Source organism: Acidovorax facilis (assembly GCF_050626955.1).
Taxonomy (GTDB): domain Bacteria; phylum Pseudomonadota; class Gammaproteobacteria; order Burkholderiales; family Burkholderiaceae_C; genus Acidovorax; species Acidovorax facilis.
Genome location: NZ_CP192460.1, coordinates 1,402,679 through 1,425,034, shown reverse-complemented (window position 1 = coordinate 1,425,034; position 22,356 = coordinate 1,402,679). Strand labels below are relative to the sequence as shown.

23 protein-coding genes are annotated in these 22,356 nt (G+C 65.4%); 4 read left to right on the top strand and 19 right to left on the bottom strand.

Annotated elements, in window-relative coordinates:
- Positions 1-60 precede the first annotated feature (60 nt).
- From ACQ4MJ_RS06500 to asd, 4 genes are all read left to right on the top strand, one after another.
- Positions 61-1,059: a branched-chain amino acid ABC transporter permease gene (locus ACQ4MJ_RS06500; protein WP_431149505.1), complete on the top strand. Its 999-nt coding sequence runs from the start codon at positions 61-63 to the stop codon at positions 1,057-1,059.
- Positions 1,052-1,825 (top strand): ABC transporter ATP-binding protein, encoded by a 774-nt coding sequence (locus ACQ4MJ_RS06495; RefSeq protein WP_431149506.1) that lies wholly within the window; start codon positions 1,052-1,054, stop codon positions 1,823-1,825. Before ACQ4MJ_RS06500 ends, ACQ4MJ_RS06495 begins: the two co-directional genes overlap by 8 nt.
- A gap of 1 nt (position 1,826) precedes the next feature.
- A complete protein-coding gene (locus tag ACQ4MJ_RS06490; protein WP_121420388.1) occupies positions 1,827-2,540 on the top strand; it encodes an ABC transporter ATP-binding protein in 714 nt (237 codons plus the stop codon).
- Positions 2,541-2,602: 62 nt separating this feature from the next.
- The gene (gene asd, locus ACQ4MJ_RS06485) at positions 2,603-3,454 is read left to right on the top strand and encodes an archaetidylserine decarboxylase (protein ID WP_431149507.1); all 852 of its coding nucleotides are present in this window, start codon (positions 2,603-2,605) and stop codon (positions 3,452-3,454) included.
- Positions 3,455-3,514: 60 nt separating this feature from the next.
- Here the strand turns inward: asd and ACQ4MJ_RS06480 are convergent, their stop codons facing one another.
- The 19 genes from ACQ4MJ_RS06480 to ACQ4MJ_RS06390 form a co-directional block, all read right to left on the bottom strand.
- The gene (locus ACQ4MJ_RS06480) at positions 3,515-3,724 is read right to left on the bottom strand and encodes a hypothetical protein (RefSeq protein ID WP_055394068.1); all 210 of its coding nucleotides are present in this window, start codon (positions 3,722-3,724) and stop codon (positions 3,515-3,517) included.
- Positions 3,725-3,854: 130 nt separating this feature from the next.
- A complete protein-coding gene (hutG, locus tag ACQ4MJ_RS06475) occupies positions 3,855-4,673 on the bottom strand; it encodes an N-formylglutamate deformylase (protein WP_431149508.1) in 819 nt (272 codons plus the stop codon).
- A 21-nt stretch (positions 4,674-4,694) separates the two neighbouring features.
- On the bottom strand, positions 4,695-6,077 hold the full coding sequence (locus ACQ4MJ_RS06470; RefSeq protein ID WP_431149509.1) for a formimidoylglutamate deiminase: 1,383 nt from the start codon (positions 6,075-6,077) through the stop codon (positions 4,695-4,697).
- Positions 6,078-6,080: 3 nt separating this feature from the next.
- Positions 6,081-6,920, bottom strand: coding sequence for an alpha/beta fold hydrolase (locus ACQ4MJ_RS06465; protein WP_431149511.1), 840 nt, complete (start codon positions 6,918-6,920; stop codon positions 6,081-6,083).
- Positions 6,917-8,200, bottom strand: coding sequence for an imidazolonepropionase (gene hutI / locus ACQ4MJ_RS06460; protein WP_431149512.1), 1,284 nt, complete (start codon positions 8,198-8,200; stop codon positions 6,917-6,919). The genes ACQ4MJ_RS06465 and hutI overlap by 4 nt, the downstream gene beginning before the upstream one ends.
- Positions 8,201-8,289: 89 nt before the next feature.
- Positions 8,290-8,898, bottom strand: coding sequence for a HutD/Ves family protein (locus ACQ4MJ_RS06455; RefSeq protein ID WP_431153107.1), 609 nt, complete (start codon positions 8,896-8,898; stop codon positions 8,290-8,292).
- A 42-nt stretch (positions 8,899-8,940) separates the two neighbouring features.
- Complete coding sequence (locus tag ACQ4MJ_RS06450; protein ID WP_431149514.1) at positions 8,941-9,831, bottom strand: phytanoyl-CoA dioxygenase family protein; 891 nt, start codon at positions 9,829-9,831, stop codon at positions 8,941-8,943.
- A 61-nt stretch (positions 9,832-9,892) separates the two neighbouring features.
- A complete protein-coding gene (locus tag ACQ4MJ_RS06445) occupies positions 9,893-10,687 on the bottom strand; it encodes an amino acid ABC transporter ATP-binding protein (RefSeq protein ID WP_431149516.1) in 795 nt (264 codons plus the stop codon).
- On the bottom strand, positions 10,684-11,352 hold the full coding sequence (locus ACQ4MJ_RS06440; protein ID WP_010465675.1) for an amino acid ABC transporter permease: 669 nt from the start codon (positions 11,350-11,352) through the stop codon (positions 10,684-10,686). Before ACQ4MJ_RS06440 ends, ACQ4MJ_RS06445 begins: the two co-directional genes overlap by 4 nt.
- Positions 11,353-11,381: 29 nt before the next feature.
- The gene (locus ACQ4MJ_RS06435) at positions 11,382-12,131 is read right to left on the bottom strand and encodes a glutamine ABC transporter substrate-binding protein (protein WP_121506131.1); all 750 of its coding nucleotides are present in this window, start codon (positions 12,129-12,131) and stop codon (positions 11,382-11,384) included.
- Positions 12,132-12,162: 31 nt separating this feature from the next.
- Positions 12,163-12,939, bottom strand: coding sequence for an IclR family transcriptional regulator (locus ACQ4MJ_RS06430; RefSeq protein WP_431149517.1), 777 nt, complete (start codon positions 12,937-12,939; stop codon positions 12,163-12,165).
- 75 nt (positions 12,940-13,014) lie between these two features.
- Positions 13,015-14,739: a urocanate hydratase gene (gene hutU, locus ACQ4MJ_RS06425; protein ID WP_431149518.1), complete on the bottom strand. Its 1,725-nt coding sequence runs from the start codon at positions 14,737-14,739 to the stop codon at positions 13,015-13,017.
- Between the two features lie 39 nt (positions 14,740-14,778).
- Positions 14,779-16,320 (bottom strand): histidine ammonia-lyase, encoded by a 1,542-nt coding sequence (gene hutH / locus ACQ4MJ_RS06420; RefSeq protein ID WP_431149519.1) that lies wholly within the window; start codon positions 16,318-16,320, stop codon positions 14,779-14,781.
- Between the two features lie 65 nt (positions 16,321-16,385).
- Positions 16,386-17,198 (bottom strand): histidine utilization repressor, encoded by an 813-nt coding sequence (gene hutC, locus ACQ4MJ_RS06415; protein ID WP_121506127.1) that lies wholly within the window; start codon positions 17,196-17,198, stop codon positions 16,386-16,388.
- Positions 17,199-17,216: 18 nt separating this feature from the next.
- The gene (locus ACQ4MJ_RS06410; RefSeq protein ID WP_121506126.1) at positions 17,217-17,996 is read right to left on the bottom strand and encodes an ABC transporter ATP-binding protein; all 780 of its coding nucleotides are present in this window, start codon (positions 17,994-17,996) and stop codon (positions 17,217-17,219) included.
- The gene (locus tag ACQ4MJ_RS06405) at positions 17,993-18,829 is read right to left on the bottom strand and encodes an ABC transporter permease (RefSeq protein ID WP_121506125.1); all 837 of its coding nucleotides are present in this window, start codon (positions 18,827-18,829) and stop codon (positions 17,993-17,995) included. Before ACQ4MJ_RS06405 ends, ACQ4MJ_RS06410 begins: the two co-directional genes overlap by 4 nt.
- A 22-nt stretch (positions 18,830-18,851) precedes the next feature.
- Positions 18,852-19,817: an ABC transporter substrate-binding protein gene (locus ACQ4MJ_RS06400; protein WP_121422772.1), complete on the bottom strand. Its 966-nt coding sequence runs from the start codon at positions 19,815-19,817 to the stop codon at positions 18,852-18,854.
- A 395-nt stretch (positions 19,818-20,212) separates the two neighbouring features.
- Positions 20,213-21,625 carry a HAMP domain-containing sensor histidine kinase gene (locus tag ACQ4MJ_RS06395; protein ID WP_121420400.1) on the bottom strand — a complete coding sequence of 471 codons (1,413 nt, stop codon included), beginning with the start codon at positions 21,623-21,625 and terminating at the stop codon, positions 20,213-20,215.
- Positions 21,622-22,350, bottom strand: a complete 729-nt coding sequence (locus ACQ4MJ_RS06390; RefSeq protein WP_121506124.1) for a response regulator transcription factor — start codon at positions 22,348-22,350, stop codon at positions 21,622-21,624. The genes ACQ4MJ_RS06395 and ACQ4MJ_RS06390 overlap by 4 nt, the downstream gene beginning before the upstream one ends.
- Positions 22,351-22,356 lie beyond the last annotated feature (6 nt).

The window sequence follows — 22,356 nt, the reverse complement described above, 5'->3', positions numbered from 1 at the left end:
TGCCACTGTCACTTCGCGCTCTTCCCACGCCATACACGCTTCACAGCCCGGCGCCCCCCTATGAGCACCCCCCGCGCCCATATCGAAGTGTTGCCGCGCAGCGTGCAATTCGCGCTGGCACTGGGGCTGGCTGCGCTGCTGCTGTTCCCGGTCGTCGGCAGTGATTTCTACGTGCAGATGGTCACACGCATGATGATCATGGCCATCTTCGCAATGAGCCTGGATCTGCTGCAGGGCGTGACCGGCCTGGTGTCGCTGGGCCACGCCGCCTACTTTGGGGTGGCGGGCTATGCGCTCGCCTTTCTCACACCCGCCGATATGCCGGTGAGCCTCTGGTGGTCGCTGCCCCTGGCGGTGGCGGGTGCCGGGCTGGTGGCGCTGGTCATCGGCTTCTTTGTGGTCCGCACGCACGGCATCTACTTCATCATGGTCACGATGGCGTTCGCGCAGATGGTGTTCTACCTGTTCTTCGACAACAAGGTGCTGGGCGGCTCGGACGGGCTGTACATCAACTTCCGGCCCGATGCCTCCATCTTTGGCTGGCTGCCTTTTGACCTCGAAGGCCGCAAGACCTTCTACTACTTCACGCTGGCGCTGGTGGTCATCGTCTACGCACTGCTGCGCCGCCTGCTCTGGAGCCCACTGGGCCGCGCACTTTCGGGCATCCGCATCAACGAGCACCGCATGCGCGCCATGGGTTTTGGCACGCAGGGCTACAAGCTCACTGCATTCACCGTGGCGGGTGCGCTGGCAGGCCTGGCGGGCTACCTGTGGGGCGCACAGACGGGCTACGTAAACCCTGAGCTGATGGGCTTTCACATGAGCGCCCACGCCATCATGATGATCATCCTGGGTGGCATGGGCAATTTTGCCGGGGCCATCGTGGGCGCCTTTGCCTTTGAGTATCTCCTGCATGTGTTCAAGGACATCACCAAACACTGGCAGCTGCTGATGGGCAGCTTCATCGTGCTGGTGGTGGTGGCAGCACCGCGCGGGCTGCTGGGCATGCTGGGGCAGCGCCGGGCCGCCAAGGCGCAGGAGGACCCACACCATGGCTGATGCTCTGCTCTCGGCCCGCAAGCTCACCAAACGCTTCGGAGGCCTGGCCGCCGTCAACGGCGTATCGTTGGACCTGTGGCGTGGTCAGATCCATGCCGTGATCGGCCCCAACGGCGCGGGCAAGTCCACACTGACCAACCTGCTCTCGGGCGACCTTCCACCGAGCGCGGGCCAAGTGCAACTTGGCAGCACCGATGTGACCGGCTGGGCGCCTGAACGCATCTCGCGCCAGGGCCTGGGGCGCAGCTACCAAAAAACCAACATCTTTTTGCCGCTCACCGTGCATGAAAACGTGCGACTGGCCGCGCAGTCGCGCGATGCGCAGCAGCCCTGGAACCCGCTGCGCTGGTGGCTGGACACACGTGCAAACACTATCAAAAACAGCGCTACCAACGCCCGCCTGGAAAGCGCTATCGAGCTTTCTGGCTTGAAAGACCGGCGCATGGCGATTGCCGGCGCCATGAGCCACGGCGAGCAGCGCCAGTTGGAGATCGCCATGACCCTGGCCACGGAGCCCCAGGTGTTGCTGCTGGACGAGCCCCTGGCGGGCATGGGCGTGGCCGAAGCGGAACGCATGGTCGAGCTGCTGCAGCGCCTCAAACCCGCCCACGCCATCATGCTGGTGGAGCACGACATGGATGCCGTGTTTGCGCTGGCCGACCACCTCACGGTGATGGTCAACGGCGAAGTGATCGCCCATGGCACACCGCCCGAGGTGCGCGCCGACCCCACAGTGCAAGCCGCTTACCTGGGGGAGGATCACTGAGATGAGCGCACCATGGATTGATGCCAAGGGCATCCACACCTTCTACGGCAGCAGCCACGTCCTGCACGGCATTGATTTCACCGTGGGCCAGGGCGAGACCATCGGCCTCATGGGCCGCAACGGCATGGGCAAGAGCACCCTGCTCAAGTCCCTGATGGGCCTGGTCAAGCCCCGCTCTGGCAGCGTGGCCGTGGCGGGCCGCGATATGACGGGCAAGCCACCCTATGAGGTGGCGCGCCTGGGAATCGCTTACGTGCCGGAAGGCCGTGGCATTTTTGGCAACCTGAGCGTGGTCGAGAACCTGCAGATGGCCGCGCGCGCCGGCACACGCGGCCAGCGCGACTGGACCTACGAGCGTGTGCTGGAGACCTTCCCGCGCCTGAAGGAGCGCCTCGGCCACGGCGGCCAGCAGCTCAGCGGGGGCGAGCAGCAGATGCTGACCATTGGCCGCGCGCTGATGACCAACCCCGACGTACTCATCCTCGACGAGGCCACCGAAGGCCTGGCCCCGCTGATCGCCCGCGAGATCTGGCGCATCTGCAGCCTGATCAAGGACAGCGGCATCAGCAGCGTCATCGTGGACAAAAACTGGAAACACGTCACGCAGATCACCGACCGCAACATCATCCTGGTCAAGGGCCAGGTGGTGTTCGAGGGCAGCTCCGACGCATTGCACGCGCAGCCGCAACTGCTGGACCAGTACCTCGGGGTATAAGAATGCGGCCGATGGCGCCCCGCCGATAGAATCGTCCGCTTTCGTCTTCGAGGGGTTCGCCCGTGTCCGATCGCCTGGCAGTTCTGCCGCAATACCTCCTGCCCAAGCAGGCACTGACCACCCTGGCTGGCAAATTTGCGTCGGCCCAGTTGGGCGGACTGACCACCTCGGTGATCCGCCGCTTTGTGGCCCGCTACAACGTCAACATGGGCGAGGCCGCCAACCCCGACATCACCAGCTACGCATCGTTCAACGACTTCTTCACGCGTGCGTTGAAACCCGGGGCCCGCCCGCTGGCGGCGGCAGACCTGATCTGCCCGGTGGATGGCGCCATCAGCCAGTGTGGCCCCATTGCGAAGGACCAGATTTTCCAGGCCAAGGGGCACACCTATTCCACCACCGCGTTGGTGGGCGGCGATGCGGAAGCAGCAGCCCGTTTTGACAACGGCCACTTCGCCACGCTGTACCTGAGCCCGCGCGACTACCACCGGATCCACATGCCCTGCGCGGGCGAGCTGACGCGCATGGTGCATGTGCCGGGCGATCTGTTTTCGGTGAACCCGACCACGGCGCGAGGTGTGCCCGGCCTGTTCGCGCGCAATGAACGCGTGGTGTGCTTTTTTGAGTCGGCCCAGGGGCCTTTTGTGCTGGTGCTGGTAGGCGCCACCATCGTGGGCAGCATGGCCACCGTGTGGCACGGGCAGGTCAACCCGCCACGCACGGGCACGCTACGGCAGTGGGACTACGCCAAAGGTCAGGTCAGCCTGCTGCAGGGTGAAGAAATGGGCCGCTTCCTGCTCGGCTCCACGGTGGTGATGTTGTTTCCCCAGGGGCCACTGCAATTCAACCCGCAGTGGGCTCCGATGCGGGCGATTCAGCTGGGCGAGGCCATGGCACAGCGCGGGGCGGTCTGAGCGACCGCAGCCTTGCGACAGGCAAAGGGTGGTAAGCACCCTGCCCTGTGCACCAGCCCGTCAGATCCGGTCCGGGACGCGCGTCAGCTGAAAAGCGGTGGGGGCCAGTTGCAGGGTGTCAGGGTGCACGGCAGTGTCGTTGCCCACCAGATAGATCATCAGCGCATTGCGGCGGATGACCACATGGCTGACCGTTTCGCGCTGCTGCTTCCACTGGACGGAAGCGCCAGGCTTGAAATGGGGCATGTAGTAATAGGCGGTTGGATCCATGGTGTGCGGCTCCTTCCGCTTGAGTGGACCAACAGGGAGCCCCCTCAGCGGCCTGGTGCCGACCGCTGAGCCATGGTAGCACCGAACCCCCATCAACAGTGAGAGGGTTAGCTCACAAGCTTGAGCAAGCTCAAGCCTTTGATGCGGACGTGGCGAAGGCCAGCGCCGCAGTCAACATGCGCTGCAGATGGGGCTGGACAAGCGCCGCAACCTCAGGCAGATAGCCAAATGGCAAGGCCTCCTGCATGTAGCTGCACTGTGTCATTTCCAGCTGGATGGCATGCACGCCTTGCTCTGGCTGGCCGTAGTGGCGTGTGATGTGCCCGCCCTTGAAACGGCCGTTGAGTACGGCGGTGTAGCCAGTGGCTTGTTGTGCAATCGACAGCAGTTCTTGCGCCAGGGCGGGGTTGCAGCTTTCGCCATCGGCCGTGCCCAGGTTCAGGTCGGGCAGCTTGCCCTCAAAAAAGCGTGGCAGTACCGAGCGGATGGAATGCGCATCCCATAGCACCGCCACGCCATGCCGGGCCCTGATGCGGTCCAGCTCGGCACGCAGTTGTGCATGGTATGGCACCCACACCGCATCGCGCCGCGCCGCCACCTCAGCATCATCCGGCACATCCCCTTGGGCGTAGATGGGCGTGTCATCAAAGGTATCGACCGGGCACAGGCCGGTGACGCTCTGGCCGGGATACAGGCTGGTGCCGTCAGGCGGGCGGTTCAGATCGACCACATACCGCGAATGCGTGGCCACAAGAACAGAGGCACCCAAGTCTTTGGCAAAGCCATACAGCCGCTCCATATGCCAGTCGGTGTCGGGCACCTGGCGGGCCTCGTCGGTAAAGCGGGCCGCCAGCGCCGGGGGCACATAGGTGCCCGCGTGGGGCATGGACACTAGCAGTGGTGCGGTACCGGGGTAGAGAACAAAAGGTGGTGGAGAGGTATCAGTCATCACAAATCCAAAGGTATGGGTTCAATCTGGCGCGATGGTGGCGGAACGCGCGGTCACAAACGCATGGGCAGCACCATCGTGCAGTGCGTGCCGGCCAGCAGCGATGCGCCGCTGGCCCGCCACCCACACACTGTCAATGGCGGAGGTGCGGTGGCTGCCAAACACATGGGCCGACAGCATGCTGTGCGCGGGCAGATCGCGCAGCGCCACATGCTGCGCATTGAGAGCCACCAGGTCGGCCTGCTGCCCCACTGCGATGCCGCCAATGGCGCGCCCTGCGGCCTGCGACCCGCCTGCAACGGCCTGCAAGGTCATGGCCGTCGCAACCTCGGGTTGCGCTGCATTGGCAAGCACATTGCGCTGGCGCAGCGACAGGCGCTGGCCGTATTCGAGCATCAGCAGTTCCTCGGCCGCGTTCACGCAGGCATGGCTGTCAGAGCCCACGCCCCAATGGCCGCCGTGCTGCAGCCACAGCGGCATGTCGAAGATGCCGTCGCCCAGGTTGGCTTCCGTGGTGGGGCAGATGCCAGCCACAGCACCCGTGCGGGCAGCATCGGCGTATTCCTGCGGCGTCATGTGCGTGGCATGCACCAGGCACCAGCGCTCATTCACTGGCGCGTGCTCCAGCAGCCACTGCACAGGGCGCTGGCCGCTCCAGGCAATGCAGTCATCCACCTCCTGCGTCTGCTCAGCAATGTGGATGTGGATAGGGGCCTCGGGGTTGAGCGCCGTGAGGCCCTGCACCGCAGCGGCCAGGCTGTCGGGCGGCACTGCACGCAGCGAGTGCGGTGCAAGACCCAAAACAGCCCCTTGCGCCTGTGCAGCGGGCGTGAGCCGCTCCAATAATGAGAGCATGTTATCCGTGCTGCGGATGAACCGGGCCTGGTCTGCACGCGGCGGCTTGGCGCCAAACCCGCTGGTCTGGTACAGAACCGGCAGCAGCGTGATGCCCATGCCCGCGTTGCGCGCTGCGCGCAGCAATGCCTGCGACAGCGTGGCATCGTCGGCATACGGTGTGCCATCCTGGTCGTGGTGCACGTAATGGAACTCGCACACCGACGTGTAGCCTGCCTCCAGCATCTCCACATACAGCCAGGTGGCGATGGCCTCCAGAGACTCGGGCGTGATGCGTGCGGCAAAGCAGTACATCAGGTTGCGCCAGCTCCAGAAGCTGTCCTGACTTTCCCCCCTGTACTCGGTGAGGCCCGCAAACGCGCGCTGGAAGGCGTGCGAATGCAGGTTGGGCATACCAGGCAGCACAGGCCCTGGGGCCACGGGAGTGCCCTGTGGCACAACGGCATCCGGTGCGACGGTGCAAAGGCGCCCAGCCTCATCCCATTGCAGCAGTACATTGCGCGCCCAGCCGGTGGGCAGCAGGGCGTTCGGGGCAAACAGCTCATTCATTGATCACGCTCCAGAAGGGTAGGCGCTGCGCCAGAAGGCTTCCAGTGCTTCGCAAAAAGCCTGCGGCGCCTCGTCAGGCCACATATGGGTGGCCTGAGGCACCACCAGATGGCGCACCTGCGGCACGGCACGCGCCGCAGCGCTGGCGACTTCGCCAAAGACGGGGCGTGTGTCACCGCCCTGGGCAATGCACACAGGCAGCGTGATGGCCGCCAGGTCGGTGGCAGACAGCGGCAGCGGCGGCGTCTGCGACATGATGCGCGGCAGCGTGTGCGCGTTGTCCAGTTGCACGGCGCGCCGCTCTGCAGGCTGGCGGTCAAAGTACCCCGGCGACTGGCCCGAGGCATCCATGAGGATGCGGGTAGCAGCGGCCAAATCACTCCGCAACACGGCCTCGGCCAACGGGCCGTACATGAGCTGTGCATCGGCCTGAAAGCGTGCCAGCGCTTCCGGCTCCTGCAGATAGGTAGGAAAGCCTGGCTCGTACACGAACACGCTGCGCAGCCGCGTGGCGTGGTGCCGCGCCATGTACAAAGCGGCATGTGCTGAATACGACCAGGCCACCAGATGCACCGGGCCCTGGCCCCATGCGTCGATGGCCTGCACGAGGTCGTCCAGATGCGTGGCCAGCCCAAAGGGCGGGCCATCGTCGGGCCAAGCCTCCGTACCAAAGTAGCGCAGCGTGACGGCCAGTGTGTTCCAGCGCGCAGCCAGATGGATCTGGTGGGCCGACCACATCCGCGCATCGGCCAGCGCACCGTGCACCAGCAGCACGGGCGCCCCCTGCCCTTGCTGGCGCCCGTGCATGGGGCCCAAGCGCAGCTCCGATACAGCCATGCTCATGCCTCACTCCTTGCCCTTGCAATACGCCCTTGCCGCACGATGGTGCAGTCGGGCTTTTGGCCCAACCAGTAGGCCAGCTCGGCCGCCTCGCCCACAGACCACAGCACAAAATTGGCGGGCCTGCCAGAAGCGATGAGGCCGTGAGAATCTTGCAAGCCCAGCGCGCGCGCGGCATGGGTGGTGATACCAGCCAGCGCCTCGGGCACCGTCAGGCGGAACAGCGTGCAGGCCATGTTGGCCATGAGCAGCAAGCTGAGCGCTGGCGATGTGCCCGGGTTGTGGTCGGTGGACACCGCCATGGGCACGCCGGCTTCCCGCAGCTGCGCAATGGGCGGCAGGTGCGTGTCGCGCAGCGTGTAGTAGGCACCGGGCAGCAGCACGGCCACGGTCCCTGCGGCCTTCATGGCAGCGATGCCGTCGGCCGAAAGGTGCTCGATGTGGTCGCACGACAGCGCGCCGTAGCGTGCTGCCAGCGCCGAGCCGCCCATGTCCGACAGCTGCTCGGCATGCAGCTTGACGGGAATGCCCAGCTTTTGCGCAGCCTGGAAGACTTGGCTTGTCTCGGCCAGCGTGAAGGCGATGCGTTCGCAGAACACATCCACCGCATCCACCAGGCCCTCGGCGGCCAGTGCGGGCAGCATCTCCTTGCAGACCAGATCGACATAGGCCTGGCTACGGCCTGCGTACTCGGGCGGCAGCGCGTGCGCGCCCAAAAAGGTGGTGCGCACCGTCACGCCAAACGCCTCGCCCAGACGGCGGGCCACGCGCAATTGCTTGCGTTCGTTCTCCAAGGCCAGGCCGTAGCCGGACTTGATCTCGATGGCGCATACGCCTTCGGCCAGCAGGGCCTGCAGGCGCGGCGCAGCCTGGTCAAAGAGTTCGTCTTCGGTGGCAACGCGCGTGGCCTTCACCGACGACACAATGCCCCCACCCGCCTTGGCCACTTCTTCATAGGTGGCACCGGCTAGGCGCATGGCGAATTCGTTGGCACGCTGGCCACCATAGACCAGGTGCGTGTGGCAGTCCACCAGCCCGGGGGTGGCGAGCGCGCCCCGCGCATCATGGCGCGGCAATGCCTGGTAGGCGGCAGGCAACTGCGCCTCGGGCCCCACCCAGGCCATCTGGCCTTGCTGCACCACCACGCAGGCGGGCTGGCCCTCGGGCACGGGCACATCGGCCACCCACAGGCCGGGCGCGGGTTTCAGGTTCTGCCACACGCCATCGGCGTTCTGGCTGGCGGCCCATCCATTGGGGTGACTGGGGTTGTCGTTGTGTTGCATCTGCCTGCCCACCCGTGGGCTCCGTGTTGAATGCTATATAAATAATAGCTACCAGCTCTTATCCATCAAGCGGTAGCGGCCATTTTTATTCAAACTTTAGGGGCTACACCGCGCTGCAAGGCGATCCAGACCAGTGCGGACGCATCGGCGTCGGCCCCCGCATGCAGCGGCTCCAGTTGGCCCGGCGTTGCACCGCCCTCACCCGCCCACCAAAAGCCCTGCCCTGCCGCCAACGCACGTGGCCCGGCGCCCTGCGCCACCCATTGCCAATCGCCCTGCAGCACCAGGCACAGGCCTGCGGGCGTGTCGCCGGGCGACTGCGCATCGCTTACCACCTGCAGCGGGCCCTGCCACAGGCCCCTCCGTTGCATGAGGTTGAAGTCCTTGGAGGTGCCGCCCAGCATGGCGCCATCCACCGCGTCATCGCCCGAGAACGCAAACGGTTGCCAGCGCTGCTCCAGCCGGTGCTCCCAGCCAGGGCTGCGCAGGTGCAGGCCGTCACCGCCCAGCAGCATGATCTGGCGATCAATGGCCGGGAAGACCGAGAACGGCCCGGGCCGGTCCACCGTGGCCAGGCTCACGCGCCACTCAAAGCTGTTCATGTCCGCGCCGGGGGGCCAGCAGGCCAGCTCCTGCGTGCTGCCGCCGCCGTTTTTCCAGGGCATGCTGGGCGTGGTGGCCAGATCAAAAAATTGCATTGCCATCGGTGTCGTTGTCGTTGTTGTCGTCGTGTTCATCAATCAGGATGTTGCGGTGGTCGGCTCTGCGCCTGTGACCAGCAGCGGGAACAGCGGATGGTCCATCTCCGCGCCAGCGGGCAACTCGTCGGCTAGGCCCGGAAACTCGGGCGAGGTCTTCCACGGCCGGGGCGCATGGCGCGTGTCGTCGCCCAGAAAGCGCACCGAGAACACACGGCGGCGGTTGGTGCCCTCTACCCCACCCGCCGCATGCAGCGTGAGCATGTGAAAACACACCACGTCACCGGGCTCGATCTCCCAGCCCACGATGGGGAAGGCATCGCGGTCGGCCTCAACATTGGGCAGGTCCTGCAGGCTGCCTTCGGGGAACCACTTCGCCTGGTTGTCCATGAAAGTGCGCGGCATGAGCCATGGGCCCTTGTGTGAACCCGCCACGAACTCCAGCGTGGCCGCACGCGACACCGGGTCCACCGGTATCCACATGCTGATGTTCTGCTGGCCGTCGATGTTGTAGTAGGGCTGGTCCTGGTGCCAGGGCGTGCGCTGGCGCGTGCCCGGCTCCTTCACCAGCACATGGTCGTGGTACAGCCGCACGGTGCGCGACTGCATCAGGCGCTGCGCAGCCAGCGCCAGCGGTGTCTCGTGCACAAAGCGGCCAAACTGCGGGATGTCCTGCCAGTTGCAGAAGTCCTCGAAGAAGCGGCCCGGGTCGTCAGGCCTGCTGGCCATCTTGGCACGCGGGCTGGGTGCGGCCAGGTTGGCATCGATGCCATCGCGCAGCAGTGCCACCTCATCGCGCGTGAGCAACTGCTTGATGCAGATGGCGCCGTCGCGGTCAAAACGCGCGATGTCGTCTGCGGTCAGGCGCTCCTGCAAGCGCTGCTGAAAGCGTGCTTGCAAGGGTGTGTCCAAAGCAGATGAAGGCTGGGGCATCGGGGTTGTCTCCTTGATTGTTATTGACCATGGTGCACCACGCCGCTCCCAGCCTCAGGCCTCAGGCGCGCGTGAGCACGGCTTGCAGGAAAGAGCGCGTGCGCTCCTGCGTCGGGTTGGTGAAGATGGTGGCAGGTTCACCGGCCTCGATGATGCCGCCGCCGTCCATCACCACCACCACGTCGCCCACCTCGCGTGCAAAGTCCATTTCGTGCGTGACCACCATCATGGTCATGCCTTCGCTGGCCAGCAGCTTCATGACCTGCAGCACCTCGCCCACCAGCTCGGGGTCCAGCGCTGAGGTGGGCTCGTCGAACAGCATCACGCGCGGCTCCATGGCCAGCGCGCGGGCAATGGCCACACGCTGCTTCTGTCCGCCCGACAAGCTGGCGGGCATGGCCGTGGCTTTGTGCGCCAGGCCCACCTTGGCCAGCAGGGCCTGGGCACGCTCCTCGGCCTCCTTGCGCGACAGGCCGTGCAGCTTGCGCGGGCCCAGCGTGACGTTATCGAGCACCGACAAGTGCGGGAACAGGTTGAACGACTGGAACACCATGCCCACCTCCTCGCGCAGCGCGTTGAGGTCATGGTCGGGCAGCATGCGCCCGTCTTGCACCAGTGTGCGGCCACAAATCTCGACCGTTCCGCCTTCGGGCTGCTCCAGCCCGTTGCAGCAGCGCAAAAAAGTGCTCTTGCCCGAGCCGCTGGGCCCGATGACCACCACCACCTGCGACGGCAGCACATCAAAGTCGATGCCGTTCAGCACCACATGGTTGCCAAACGCCTTGCGCAGCCCGCGGATGCGCACGATGGGATCGGCGGATGGGCTTGCTCCAGTCGTCACAGAATTATTCTTCATTGCACCATCCCCCCGGCACGCAGGCGCAGCTCCATGCGGCGCAGCACCAACGAAGTGACACCCGTGAGGATGAAATACACCACCGCAATCGCCAGGTACACCTCCAGCGAGCGGTACGACACACTGATGATCTTCTGCCCTTCGTGCATCAGGTCGTGGATGGTGAGCAGCGACACCAGCGCCGAGTTCTTGATGAGCGCGATGAACTCATTGCCCAGTGGCGGAATCATGCGCACCACGGCCTGTGGCAGCACCACCGTGCGCATGGCCAGGCCCGACGACATGCCGATGGAACGCGCGGCCTCCATCTGCCCCTTGTCGATGGACTGGATGGCGCCGCGCACCACCTCGGACACATAGGCGCCCGAGTAGATGCCCAGGCCGATCACGCCACACACGAAGGCAGGCAGGAGGATGCCAAACTGAGGCAGGCCAAAGAACAGGATGAACAGCTGCACCAGCAGCGGCGTGCCACGGATCGCGGCCACGTAGGCGGTGCACAGGGCGTAGACCACGCGGCGCTTGGGGTTCAGGCGGCCAATGCCCACCAGCAGGCCCATGACGCAGCCAAGCAGCAGCGAGGCAGCCGTGATTTCCACAGTGACCAGCGCGCCCGCCAGCAACTGGGGCAACCCGGCCCAGACAGGAGAAAAATCGAGTTCCATGGCTCAGTTCGGCAACGTGTGGCTGCGGTTTACTTGGCAGCGCTGTTGCTGAACCACTTCTTGACGATGGCCGCATAGGTGCCGTCAGCCTTGAGCTTGGTGATGGCACCGTTGACGGCCTTCGTCAGCTCGGGCGTGTCCTTGCGCAGGGCCATGCCGTATTCCTCGGTGGTGAGCTGCTCGTCGAGCACGCGCAGACCCGGGCGGGTGCGCACATACTGGAACGCGGCGGGCTTGCCGGTCACGGCAGCGTCGGCGCGGCCGATGTCCACCAGGTTGAACATCTCCTGGTTCTTCTCGACCTCGACACGCTGCACCTTGGGGAATTTTTCGGTCAGGTACGACACCGACTTGGTGCCCACCTGCACGCTGACCTTCTTGCCGTCCAGGTCGGCCAGCTTGTTGATGGCCTTGTTGTCGGCCTTCACCATCACCACCAGGCCACCGGCGTAGTAGGAATCGGTGAAGTCCACCACCTTCTTGCGCTCGTCAGTGATGTAGATGGCCGAGACCGCCATGTCAAAACGCTTGGAAATCAGGCCGGGAATCAGGCCCTTGAAGTCGATGTCCACCCACTCGACCTGCTTGCCCATGGTCTTGGCAATGGCCTCCACCAGCTCGACATCAAAGCCTGTGCGTTTGCCGTTCTCGACAAACTCCATGGGCGGGAACGTGGCATCGGTGCCCACACGCAGGACGTTGTCCTGGGCCTGTGCACCCGTGGTGCAGAAGGCTGCGGCGGCCAGGCTGGCCAGAAGAAGGTTGCGGCGAAGGTTCATGGGGAAAGCTCCTGGGGAGGGGTGAGGGAAATCAGGGAGAAGTGAGCTGGCGGGAGATGCGCGCTGCGGCGACGACGGCCATGCCGGTGAGCGCGGCCTCCTGCCCTTGGGCTCGCAAGATCGGGGCCATCAGGGTGATGGCCCCTGCAGCCTGCCGGGGAGAACCGAACACGGGCACGCTGACGCCCCAGACACCGGCATCCACTTCGCCGGAGCTGACGGCGAAACCCGCCTTGGCAATGCCCTCCAGCTCGGTCAGCGCCGCCTGGCGCTCAGCAGTGTCTGCGCCGTAGTGCAGGTCCAGAATGGCATTGCGCGTGGCCGGGGCCACATGGGCAAGCAGGCACTTGGCGGAGGCACCCGCGCGCAGCGGCACGCTGCGCCCTTTTTCAAACGAGCAGCGCAGGGCCTGCGTGCTGTCCACCATGTCCAGGCACACCACGCTGTCATTCACGGCCACCACCAGCCCCACGCTTTCGTGGGACTGCCGGGCCAGGGCCTGCATGTCCGGCCGCGCGTGGTGCACCAGGTGCGACGCCATGTCAAAGCCCAGGGCCAGTTGCAGGCTCAGCGGCCCGGGCGCGTAGTGCCCGCTGCTCTCCAGCACAAAGCCCCACTGCTTGAGCCGCGCCAACTGGCGGTACAGCGTGCTGCGCGCCAGGCCTGTGGCCTCCATCAACTCGGCCGCCGACATGGGCTGCCCATGTTGCGCCAGCACCGCCAGCACGTGCAGAACACGGTCGGCGGCGGCAACGGAGGTTGGTCCACGGGTGGGCATGGACTCAGTATCAAAGGATTGCAGCGGCATTCAAACCCAACATTCCCAACGACTGGGAATGCAGTTCCCTTTTTTCACATTCCTGTCATTCCCTCCCTCGCCCCTTCACTTCACCATGGGCAGCTTCAGGCCCTGCTTCTTGGCCGTCTCCACCGCCAGTTCGTAGCCAGCATCGGCATGGCGCATCACGCCGCTGCCGCAGTCGTTGACCAGCACGCGCGCCAGGCGCTCGGCCGCGTCATCGGTTCCGTCGGCCACGATGACCATGCCCGAGTGCTGCGAGTAGCCCATACCCACGCCGCCGCCGTGGTGCAGGCTGACCCAGGTGGCGCCGCCTGCAGTGTTGAGCAGCGCGTTGAGCAGCGGCCAGTCGCTCACGGCGTCGGTGCCGTCCTTCATGTCTTCGGTCTCGCGGTTGGGGCTGGCCACGCTGCCGGTGTCCAGGTGGTCGCGGCCGATCACGATGGGTGCCTTGAGTTCGCCGTTCTTCACCATCTCGTTGAAGGCCAGGCCCGCAATGTGGCGCTCGCCCAGGCCCAGCCAGCAGATGCGCGCGGGCAGGCCCTGGAAGGCGATGCGCTCACCCGCCATGTCGAGCCAGCGGTGCACGTGCTTGTTCTCGGGGAACAGCTCCTTGATCTTGGCGTCGGTCTTGCGGATGTCTTCCGGGTCGCCGGAGAGCGCCACCCAGCGGAACGGGCCCTTGCCTTCGCAGAACAGCGGGCGGATGTACGCGGGCACAAAGCCGGGGAAGTCGAATGCGTCCTTCACGCCTTCGTCAAACGCCACCTGGCGGATGTTGTTGCCGTAGTCCACCACCGGGGTGCCCATGTGCTGGAAGTCGAGCATGGCCTGCACGTGCACGGCGCAGGACTTGGCAGCGGCCTTCTTCAGCACCTCGTGCTGCGTCACATCCTGCTGCGCGGCACGCCACTGGGCCACCGTCCAACCTGCGGGCAGGTAGCCGTTGACGAGGTCGTGGGCCGACGTTTGATCGGTCACCAGGTCGGGCTTCAAGCCACCGGCCTTGGCGCGGCGCACCAGCTCGGGCAAAATTTCTGCGGCATTGCCCAGCAGCGCAATCGACACCGCCTCTTTGGCTGCGGTGTGCTGCTGGATCAGCTCAAACGCATGGTCGATGTCGCGCGCCTGCTTGTCCACGTAGCGCGTGCGCAAACGGAAGTCGATGCTGCTTTGCTGGCATTCAATGTTGAGCGACACCGCTCCCGCAAACGTGGCCGCGAGCGGCTGTGCACCGCCCATGCCGCCCAGGCCTGCGGTCAGGATCCACTTGCCTTCGAGTGACCCGCCATAGTGCTTGCGGCCCGCCTCGGCAAAGGTTTCGTACGTGCCCTGGACGATGCCCTGTGTGCCGATGTAGATCCAGCTGCCCGCCGTCATCTGGCCGTACATGAACAGGCCCTTCTGGTCCAGCTCGCTGAAGTGCTCCCAGTTGGCCCACTTGGGCACGAGGTTGGAATTGGCCAGCAGCACGCGCGGTGCGTTGGCGTGGGTCTTGAACACGCCCACGGGCTTGCCGGACTGGATGAGCAGGGTATCGTCGTCGTTCAGGTCCTTGAGCGAGGCAAGGATCTGGTCATAACACTCCCAGTTGCGTGCGGCGCGGCCGATGCCGCCGTACACCACCAGGTCCTGCGGGCGCTCGGCCACTTCGGCGTCCAGGTTGTTCTGGATCATGCGATAGGCCGCTTCGGTGAGCCAGCTCTTGCAGGTGAGTTCTGTGCCGCGCGGCGCGCGGATCACGCGGCTGGCGTCGTGGCGGGGGTCGGTGTTGGAGGCGGCGGCGATGATGGCGTCGTTGGCGTTCATGGTGGGCTCCTGTGAATCAGTGGGTGTGCGTGGAAAAAATCAGGCGAAGCTGGGCAGGCACTGCGTGAGCGCGGCAGGCCAGGTGGACTGCTGGGCCCATGCGCGCATGGCTTCGATGTCGGTGGCAAGGTAGCGGTCTTGCTCCAGGTAGGCCACACGCTCGCGGATGGCGGCGAACTGTGCTTCGACGAGCGGAGAGGATTTCAAGCTGCGGTCGAACTCCATGCCCTGCGCAGCGGCCATGGCCTCGATGCCCACCATCACGGCCGCGTTGCGCACCATGTCGCCCAGTCGGCGTGCGCCGTAGGTGGCCATGGAGACATGGTCCTCCTGGTTGGCCGATGTGGGCAGACTGGTCACGCTGCTGGGGTTGGCCAAGCACTGGTTCTCGGCTGCCAGCGCGGCGGCGGTGACCTGGGCGATCATGAAGCCCGAATTCACGCCGCTGTCGCGGATCAGGAACGCGGGCAGGCCCGAGAGGCCCGGGTCCAGCAGCAGCGACAGGCGGCGCTCGGAGATGGCGCCGATCTCGGCCACGGCGAGCGCAATGATGTCGGCCACAAAGGCGACCGGCTCGGCGTGGAAGTTGCCGCCGGAGATCACGTCGCCGTTGTCGAACACCAGGGGGTTGTCCGACGCGGCGTTCGCCTCGATGGTGAGCACGCGCGCGGCGTGGTGCAGGTTGTCCAGGCACGCGCCCATCACCTGCGGCACGCAGCGAATGGAGTACGGGTCTTGCACGCGGCCGCAGTTGGGGTGCGATGGGTCGATGGCGCTGCCGTCGAGCAAGGCGCGCACAGCGGCCGCCACGGCAATCTGCCCGGCCTGGCCGCGCGCTTCGTGGATGCGCGCATCAAAGGGCTTGACCGAGCCCTTGATGGCTTCGAGTGACAGGCAGCCCGCGACCAGCGCTGCAGCAAACACGCTCTCCGCGCCAAACAGCCCGGCCAGCGCGAGTGAGGTGGACACCTGCGTGCCGTTGAGCAGCGCCAGCCCTTCCTTGGGACCCAGCACAAACGGCTGCAAACCGATGGAGCGCATGGCCTCGGCACCGGGCACCACCTTGCCATCCACCTTGGCCTGCCCTTCCCCGATCAGCACACAGGCCAGGTGGGCGAGCGGCGCCAGGTCACCCGATGCGCCGACGGAACCCTTGGCCGGAATAACAGGAAGCACATTGGCGTTGGCCATGGCCAGCAGCGCATCCACGATCTCGGGCCGGATGCCCGAATGGCCACGCGCCAGGCTGATGGCCTTGGTCGCAAGGATGAGGCGCACCACATCGTCCGCAAGCGCATCGCCCGTGCCCACGCTGTGCGACAGCACCAGGTTGCGCTGCAGCTCGGCCAGGCGCTCGTGCGCAATCTTGGTGCTGGCGAGCTTGCCAAAGCCGGTGTTGATGCCATAGACGACCTGGTCTTCATCAACGATACGCTGCACCGTGGCCAGCGACGCCTGCATGAGGGCCCGCGCGGACGGGTCCAGCGACAATTGCACGGGCGCGGCATAGATGCTGCGCAGCGAGGCCAACGACACATGGCCGGGGAGCAGGGTCAGGGAGGAAGTGGTGGCTTTTGTCATGGCGTTGATCCTGTATATACAAGTAGGTACAAGCGAAAAAATTCTGAGCTTTTGGCGAAAAACTTTCAACCGGCGACGGGGTTGCCGTCGGCTCGGAAACGGCTGCCCAAACGGTAGCGGGTAGCAGGGTGCAGGCAGCGCACCACGGTGATGGGTACGCCACGCGACCAGGTGCGGCGGGTGAGCAGCAGGCAGGGCTCCTGCGGCGACATCTCCAGCAGCGTGGCCTGCTCCGCAGTGGGCATGACGGCATCGACCACATGCTCGATCTGGTCGAAGGGCACGTTGCGCACCAGGTACTCGGAGGGTTGCAGCAGCGTGAAGTCCTGCGCGGCGAACTGAGGCACCTGGCGCGGGTTCACGTGACGGTCTTCGAGCTGCACAGGCAGGCCGTCTTCGCGATGGATGCACAGCGAGTGGAACACCGACTCGCCCGTGCGCAGGTCCAGCGCGGCGGCCACTTCGAGCGTTGCCGAGATGCGCTCTACCGCCAGCACGTCGCAGCGGTAGTCGTGCCCGCGCTGGCGGATCTCGCTCGCGAGGTTGGCGATCTGCAGCAGCGTGGACTGCGGCTTGTCTTCGGCCACAAAGCTACCCACGCCCGCCACGCGCACGATGCGGCCCTGCTCTACCAGCTCACGCAGCGCGCGGTTCACCGTCATGCGCGAGATACCGAACTGGGTGACCAACTCGTTCTCGGAAGGCAGGCGGTCGCCCGCGCGCCAGATGCCTTCCTGGATCTTGCGCGAGATGTGGTCCTTGACCTGCTCGTACAGCGCCATGGCCTGCGCGGGCGCAGCCACGGCGGCCACGGCCTTGGCGGGCGTGGCCCTGCGCGGTGCAGTGGCTGCGGTGCGGCGGAATGGACGGGCGCTCATGGGGTGTGCGGGTTCAGGTCAGTGCAGGTCCGCCGCAATGGATTCGGCGCGGATCTCTTCGGTGAGGCGCGCCTTGAGGTCCATGAACTCGGGGCTGGTCTTGATCGTGTAATGGCGCGGGTGAGGCAGGTCCACCGCCAGCTCGGTCTTGATGCGGCCGGGCCGGGCACTGAACACGGCCACGCGGTTGGCCATGAAGATGGCTTCGTCGATGTCGTGGGTGACAAAGAGCACCGTCTTGCGCTCGGCCTCCCAGATGCCCAGCAGCAGCTCTTGCATGAGCACGCGGGTCTGGTTGTCCAGCGCGCCGAAGGGCTCGTCCATCAGCAAAATCTTGGGGTCGTTGGCCAGCGCGCGCGCAATGGCGGTGCGCTGTTGCATGCCGCCCGACAGCTGCTTGGGAAAGTGCTGCTCGAAGCCGCGCAAGCCGACCTTGGCGATGAAGTACGCGGCGCGCTCCTTTTGCTGCGCCTCGGGCATGCCACGCTCGCGCAGGCCAAAGCGGATGTTCTGCTCAATGGTGAGCCAGGGGAACAGCGTGTAGCTCTGGAAGACCATGCCGCGCTCGGCGCCGGGGCCTTCGACCGGCGCGCCATCCAGTAGAACGCGGCCGCTGGTGGCATGATCCAGCCCCGCGACGATCCGCAGCAGCGTGGACTTGCCGCAGCCCGAGGGACCGAGGATGGTCACAAAGTCGTTGTCCCGCACTTCAAAGTCCACCGGTTGCAGCGCCTGCGTGCGCTGGCCCTTGGCAGTCTCGAAAACGCGCGAGACGGCTTGAATGGAAACAGAGCTCATCGCACGAAACTCCAGGCAAACAGCCGGTGGTTGAGGGCCTTGAAGGCGAAGTCGGACACCAGCCCGATAAGGCCGATTACGATGATGCCGAAGATGATCTGGCCGGTGTTGAGCAGCGACTGGCTGTCGGTGATCATGTGGCCGATGCCGCTCGATGAGCCGATCAGCTCGGCCACGATCACATACGTCCAGGCCCAGCCCAGTACCAGGCGCAGGGTTTCCGCAATGTCGGGGGCAGCACCGGGGATGAGCACCCGCGTGACGATGCCCTTGTGGCCCGCACCCAGGGTGTAGGCAGCCTCCACCAGGTCGCGCCGCGCGCCGCCTACGGTCACGGCCACCATCAGCGTGATCTGGAAGACCGAGCCGATGAAGATGACGAGGATCTTCTGAGCCTCGCCAATGCCCGCCCACAGGATCAGCAGCGGGATGAAGGCCGAGGCTGGCAGATAGCGGCAGAACGAAATGAAGGGCTCAAAGAACGCCTCGATGCCCTTGTAAGCACCCATGGCAATGCCCAGCGGCACGGCGATGACTGCGGCCAGGATGAAGCCGCCGAACACACGCCACACCGTCATGCCGATGTCCTTGTGAAAGCCATACTCTGCAAACAGCAGCCAGCCCTCCTTGGCCATCGTGACGGGGCTGGCCAAAAACGTGGGCGACACATAGCCGCCCAGCGTGAAAAACGCCCACACCAGCACAAACAACACAAAAAAACCAAAGCCCAGCAACCAACGGGCGCGGGCACTCACAGGCTCCAGTGGAGCCAGTGAACGCCGCCGCACAGGGGCTTTTGGCGCGGTAACGGACAGGGGTTGCACGGCAGACATGGCGCGTTCTTCTTCCAGTTTCTTACTTGATGAAGCTCGCGTCGAAGGTGACCGCCAGGTCCTCATTCGCCTTGCGGATGATGCCGGCCTCCAGCAGGATGGCCGTGGCGTCCTTCATGAAAGCCTGCAGTTCGCCCGCAAAGAACTTCTGGTTGGCAGCCTTGTCCTGCCAGCGCAGGAAGGACGACGACTTGGCGAACTGCTCGCCCGTCTGCTTGACCGCAGCGCCCATGATTTCGTTGGACTTGGTCGGGTCGGCCTTGATCATGTCGAGCGCCTGGAAGTACGAGTTGGCGAGCGCCTGCGCGGCCTTGCCGTTGGCTTTGAGCCAGGTGGGGTCGCAGCCCACGGTGTCCATCACCATGGGGTAGTCGAGCGTGGTGGCCAAAATCTTGCCCGAGGCGGGGTTGTCGCGCACGGTGGACAGGTAGGGCTCATACGTCATGGCGGCGTCGTTCTGGCCCGCCACGAAGGCCTGCGCGGCCGCCTGGGGCGACAGCGTGGTGGTCTTCACGTCCTTGAGGCTCATGCCGTTCTTGCTCAGCATCCAGGCCAGGCCGAAGTAAGGCGCGGTGCCGGGCGCATCCACGCCGATGGTCTTGCCTTTGAGATCTGCAAAGCTCTTGATATCGCCACGCACCGCAATGCCGTCGGCGCCGTAGGACTTGTCCATCTGGAAGATCTGCACGATGGGCACGCCGTTGGCGTTCCAGGCCACATGCGTCTCGACCGTAGTGGCAGCGCACTGGATGGACTTGGAGGCCAGGGCCAGGTGGCGGTCCTTCTGCGGGATCATCTTGATCTCCACATCAAGGCCGTTCTTCTTGAAGATGCCGGCCTTGTCGGCGAGGGTGAGCGGCGCAAAGCCCGTCCAGCCGGACATGCCCAGCACAATCTTGGTGTCCTGCGCCTGGGCCGGTGCGGCCAGTGCCATCACGCATGCCGTTGCCGCTGCCAGCGACGTCCATTTCGCAACCGATCGAGTCATCATCTGCTCCTGTGTGAAGAAAGTTCGTTGGCCCACCCAGCCGGGACGCCTGCGTGCCGGTTGCCATGATGACAGCCGGAGCATACCTGTATATACAGGGTAAACGCTAGGCCCTCACCATGTGCGGAGGTAGTGCCAGGGTTGAGCAAGATCGGGGCCAGCTGATCTGGCTAGGCGGCTTGGGTCTCCATGGGCCTGGCAATTTCACTATTAAAATAATAGCTATTAGCGCTTACCCATAAAGCGCTAGCAGCCATTTCAGGCATTATTTTGACACCTACCGCAAAGCACAGGGCTGCCAGGGCGGGTTGGAGCAGCACCCGTTGCGCCATCTCGATGCAGGCCACAAGCGCACCAACCGTGTGCGCCAGATATCGGCGTGGACTGCGCCGCGCTCAGCCTGGCGCGCCAGCAGTTGCCTGTGCCGCACCGTCAGGACACGGCAAGCGCGCCGTGACTCTCAGGCCCGGTTCCGCATTGCGCACCAGCAGGGTGCCGCCGTGGGCCTGCGTGACCAGGCGGCACAGATACAGCCCCAGCCCTACCCCCCCTGTGGTGCGCTGGCGCGCCGTGTCGGGGCGGTAGAACGCCTGGGCCAGATGCGGCAGATGCGCAGGCGGCACGCCGGGGCCGTGGTCCCGCACTTCGATCTCCACCACGCCTTCGTTCATTCGCAGTTCGATCTGCGGCGGCTGGGCTGCGGGGTCGTTGTGGCGCAGGCTGTTGTCCAGCAGATTGCGCATCAGCAGGCGCACACGGGACCGGTCGAGCATGCAGGTGGGCAAAGTGCCGGGCACCAGCAGCGTGATCGCTGTTGCCCCAGGGTGGCGCACTTCCAGTTCCGCCACCACCTCACGCGCCAGCTCGGCCAGGTCAGTGGGCTCGCGGTGCAGGGCCGCATGACGCCCGGCCAGGCGCTCGCTTTCGAGCAAGTCGGTAATGAGCCGTGCCATTTCACCCAGGTCGCGCATCAGGGCTGCGCGCTGGGCAAGCACATCGGGCGATTCGGGCAACAGCTCGGTGTTCAAGCGCGCCCGTGTGAGGGGGCTGCGCAGCTCGTGGCTCATGGCCAGCAGCAGCGCCCGCTTGGCCTCCAGCATCTGGTGGATGTCTTCGCCCATGGTGTTGATGGTGCCCGCCAGCTGTCCCAGCTCATCGGGCCGGTGCGCGTGGCGCACCGGAATAGGTTCGCCAAAGTCGCCATTGCCAAAGCGCCGCGCACCATGCCGGATGTCGTCCAGGGGCCGCAACAGGTGGCGCACATACACAAAGGCCAGCGCTGTGAGCAACAGCAACACCGTGAGCGTGCCCCAGGCGATGCGCGGGCGCTTGTCCCACGATAACGCGTTCAGCCCGAATTCGATGTGGTGGCCATCGGCCGTGGTGCGCTGCAGAAGGCGGTAGCCGGTGTCATCGCGGCTCCAGTGGTCCTGGCGCTGGACCTTGTCACTCATCCAGTCCGGGCGCGGCCGATCGGGGTGCGAATCCCAGTGGATCTGCGGCCCGTCGATGCGCAGCGTCACCGGAAGCCGGTCGGCTATGGCCTGTGCCCGCTCGATGCTGGGCGGGCTGCCAATCTCAGCGGTGAGGCGGTCCACATAGTCCATCAGCAGCGGACGTGCGGCCTCCTTCCAGCCCAGAGCAACCACCTTCTGCATGCCACCCATGAAGACCACGGCCACGGTCACGGCCAGTGCCATGAACACCAGCACTAGGCGGATGCGCAGCGAATACCCGACGGCATCGCGCGCACGTCGGTGCCATGGGCAGGCGGGATCGTGCCCGAGCTGTGAATCGGAGGGCTTCATGGCCAGGTCGATGCCGAAGAAGGGGCACCAGGCGGAGCACTGGCCGCCCTGCGCAGTGCCAGCGAATAGCCCGCGTTGCGCAACGTCTTGATGCAGTCCAGCGGCTCCAGCTTCTTGCGCAGGCGGCTGACCACAATATCGACCGCGCGCGTATACAGCTCGGCCTCATGCCCGCGCAGCTGGTTGAGGATGTCGTCGCGGCTGAACACCTTGCCAGGCTCCCGGGCCAACAGGTGCAGCAGGTCGAATTCGGTGCCCGTCAGCTCCAACGCCACCCCCTGGCGCAACACGCTGCGGCGGGCTGCATCAATGCTCAGGCCTTCAAACTCCAACGTGGCACCCGAGCCGTTCCCGGGCGCGCTGGCCCGGCGGCGGCGCAGCACGGTCTGCAGTCGAGCCACCAATTCACGCGGCTCAAAAGGCTTGGGCAGGTAGTCATCGGCTCCCAGCTCCAGCCCCACCACCCGGTCCATCACCTCGCCCCGGGCGGTCAGCATCACGATGGGCAGATCGCCCTGCTTGCGAATGGTGCGGCACAGCTCAAACCCGTCCATTTCGGGCAGCATGACATCCAGGATGGCGGCATCAAATCCGCCTGTCGCCAGCTGGGCGAGCCCGTCGCTCGGTTTGAGGGCATGGATCAACTCCAGCTCGAACCGTTGGAAGTAGGTGGCCAGTGGCGGGCCCAGCTGCGCGTCGTCGTCAATAAGCAGGATGCGGTGCATGCGCAA

What these genes read in the sequence shown, in the direction of transcription:
- ACQ4MJ_RS06500 (WP_431149505.1), top strand. Translation starts at nt 61, where the DNA reads ATGAGCACCCCCCGCGCCCATATCGAAGTGTTGCCGCGCAGCGTGCAA.
- ACQ4MJ_RS06470 (WP_431149509.1), bottom strand. Translation starts at nt 6,077, where the DNA reads ATGAATGAGCTGTTTGCCCCGAACGCCCTGCTGCCCACCGGCTGGGCG.
- hutG (WP_431149508.1), bottom strand. Translation starts at nt 4,673, where the DNA reads ATGACTGATACCTCTCCACCACCTTTTGTTCTCTACCCCGGTACCGCA.
- ACQ4MJ_RS06430 (WP_431149517.1), bottom strand. Translation starts at nt 12,939, where the DNA reads ATGCCGCTGCAATCCTTTGATACTGAGTCCATGCCCACCCGTGGACCA.
- ACQ4MJ_RS06400 (WP_121422772.1), bottom strand. Translation starts at nt 19,817, where the DNA reads ATGACTCGATCGGTTGCGAAATGGACGTCGCTGGCAGCGGCAACGGCA.
- ACQ4MJ_RS06450 (WP_431149514.1), bottom strand. Translation starts at nt 9,831, where the DNA reads ATGCCCCAGCCTTCATCTGCTTTGGACACACCCTTGCAAGCACGCTTT.
- ACQ4MJ_RS06440 (WP_010465675.1), bottom strand. Translation starts at nt 11,352, where the DNA reads ATGGAACTCGATTTTTCTCCTGTCTGGGCCGGGTTGCCCCAGTTGCTG.
- hutI (WP_431149512.1), bottom strand. Translation starts at nt 8,200, where the DNA reads ATGCAACACAACGACAACCCCAGTCACCCCAATGGATGGGCCGCCAGC.
- hutH (WP_431149519.1), bottom strand. Translation starts at nt 16,320, where the DNA reads ATGACAAAAGCCACCACTTCCTCCCTGACCCTGCTCCCCGGCCATGTG.
- ACQ4MJ_RS06455 (WP_431153107.1), bottom strand. Translation starts at nt 8,898, where the DNA reads ATGCAATTTTTTGATCTGGCCACCACGCCCAGCATGCCCTGGAAAAAC.
- ACQ4MJ_RS06465 (WP_431149511.1), bottom strand. Translation starts at nt 6,920, where the DNA reads ATGAGCATGGCTGTATCGGAGCTGCGCTTGGGCCCCATGCACGGGCGC.
- ACQ4MJ_RS06490 (WP_121420388.1), top strand. Translation starts at nt 1,827, where the DNA reads ATGAGCGCACCATGGATTGATGCCAAGGGCATCCACACCTTCTACGGC.
- ACQ4MJ_RS06480 (WP_055394068.1), bottom strand. Translation starts at nt 3,724, where the DNA reads ATGGATCCAACCGCCTATTACTACATGCCCCATTTCAAGCCTGGCGCT.
- ACQ4MJ_RS06390 (WP_121506124.1), bottom strand. Translation starts at nt 22,350, where the DNA reads ATGCACCGCATCCTGCTTATTGACGACGACGCGCAGCTGGGCCCGCCA.
- hutC (WP_121506127.1), bottom strand. Translation starts at nt 17,198, where the DNA reads ATGAGCGCCCGTCCATTCCGCCGCACCGCAGCCACTGCACCGCGCAGG.
- ACQ4MJ_RS06395 (WP_121420400.1), bottom strand. Translation starts at nt 21,625, where the DNA reads ATGAAGCCCTCCGATTCACAGCTCGGGCACGATCCCGCCTGCCCATGG.
- ACQ4MJ_RS06445 (WP_431149516.1), bottom strand. Translation starts at nt 10,687, where the DNA reads ATGAAGAATAATTCTGTGACGACTGGAGCAAGCCCATCCGCCGATCCC.
- ACQ4MJ_RS06410 (WP_121506126.1), bottom strand. Translation starts at nt 17,996, where the DNA reads ATGAGCTCTGTTTCCATTCAAGCCGTCTCGCGCGTTTTCGAGACTGCC.
- hutU (WP_431149518.1), bottom strand. Translation starts at nt 14,739, where the DNA reads ATGAACGCCAACGACGCCATCATCGCCGCCGCCTCCAACACCGACCCC.
- ACQ4MJ_RS06495 (WP_431149506.1), top strand. Translation starts at nt 1,052, where the DNA reads ATGGCTGATGCTCTGCTCTCGGCCCGCAAGCTCACCAAACGCTTCGGA.
- ACQ4MJ_RS06435 (WP_121506131.1), bottom strand. Translation starts at nt 12,131, where the DNA reads ATGAACCTTCGCCGCAACCTTCTTCTGGCCAGCCTGGCCGCCGCAGCC.
- ACQ4MJ_RS06405 (WP_121506125.1), bottom strand. Translation starts at nt 18,829, where the DNA reads ATGTCTGCCGTGCAACCCCTGTCCGTTACCGCGCCAAAAGCCCCTGTG.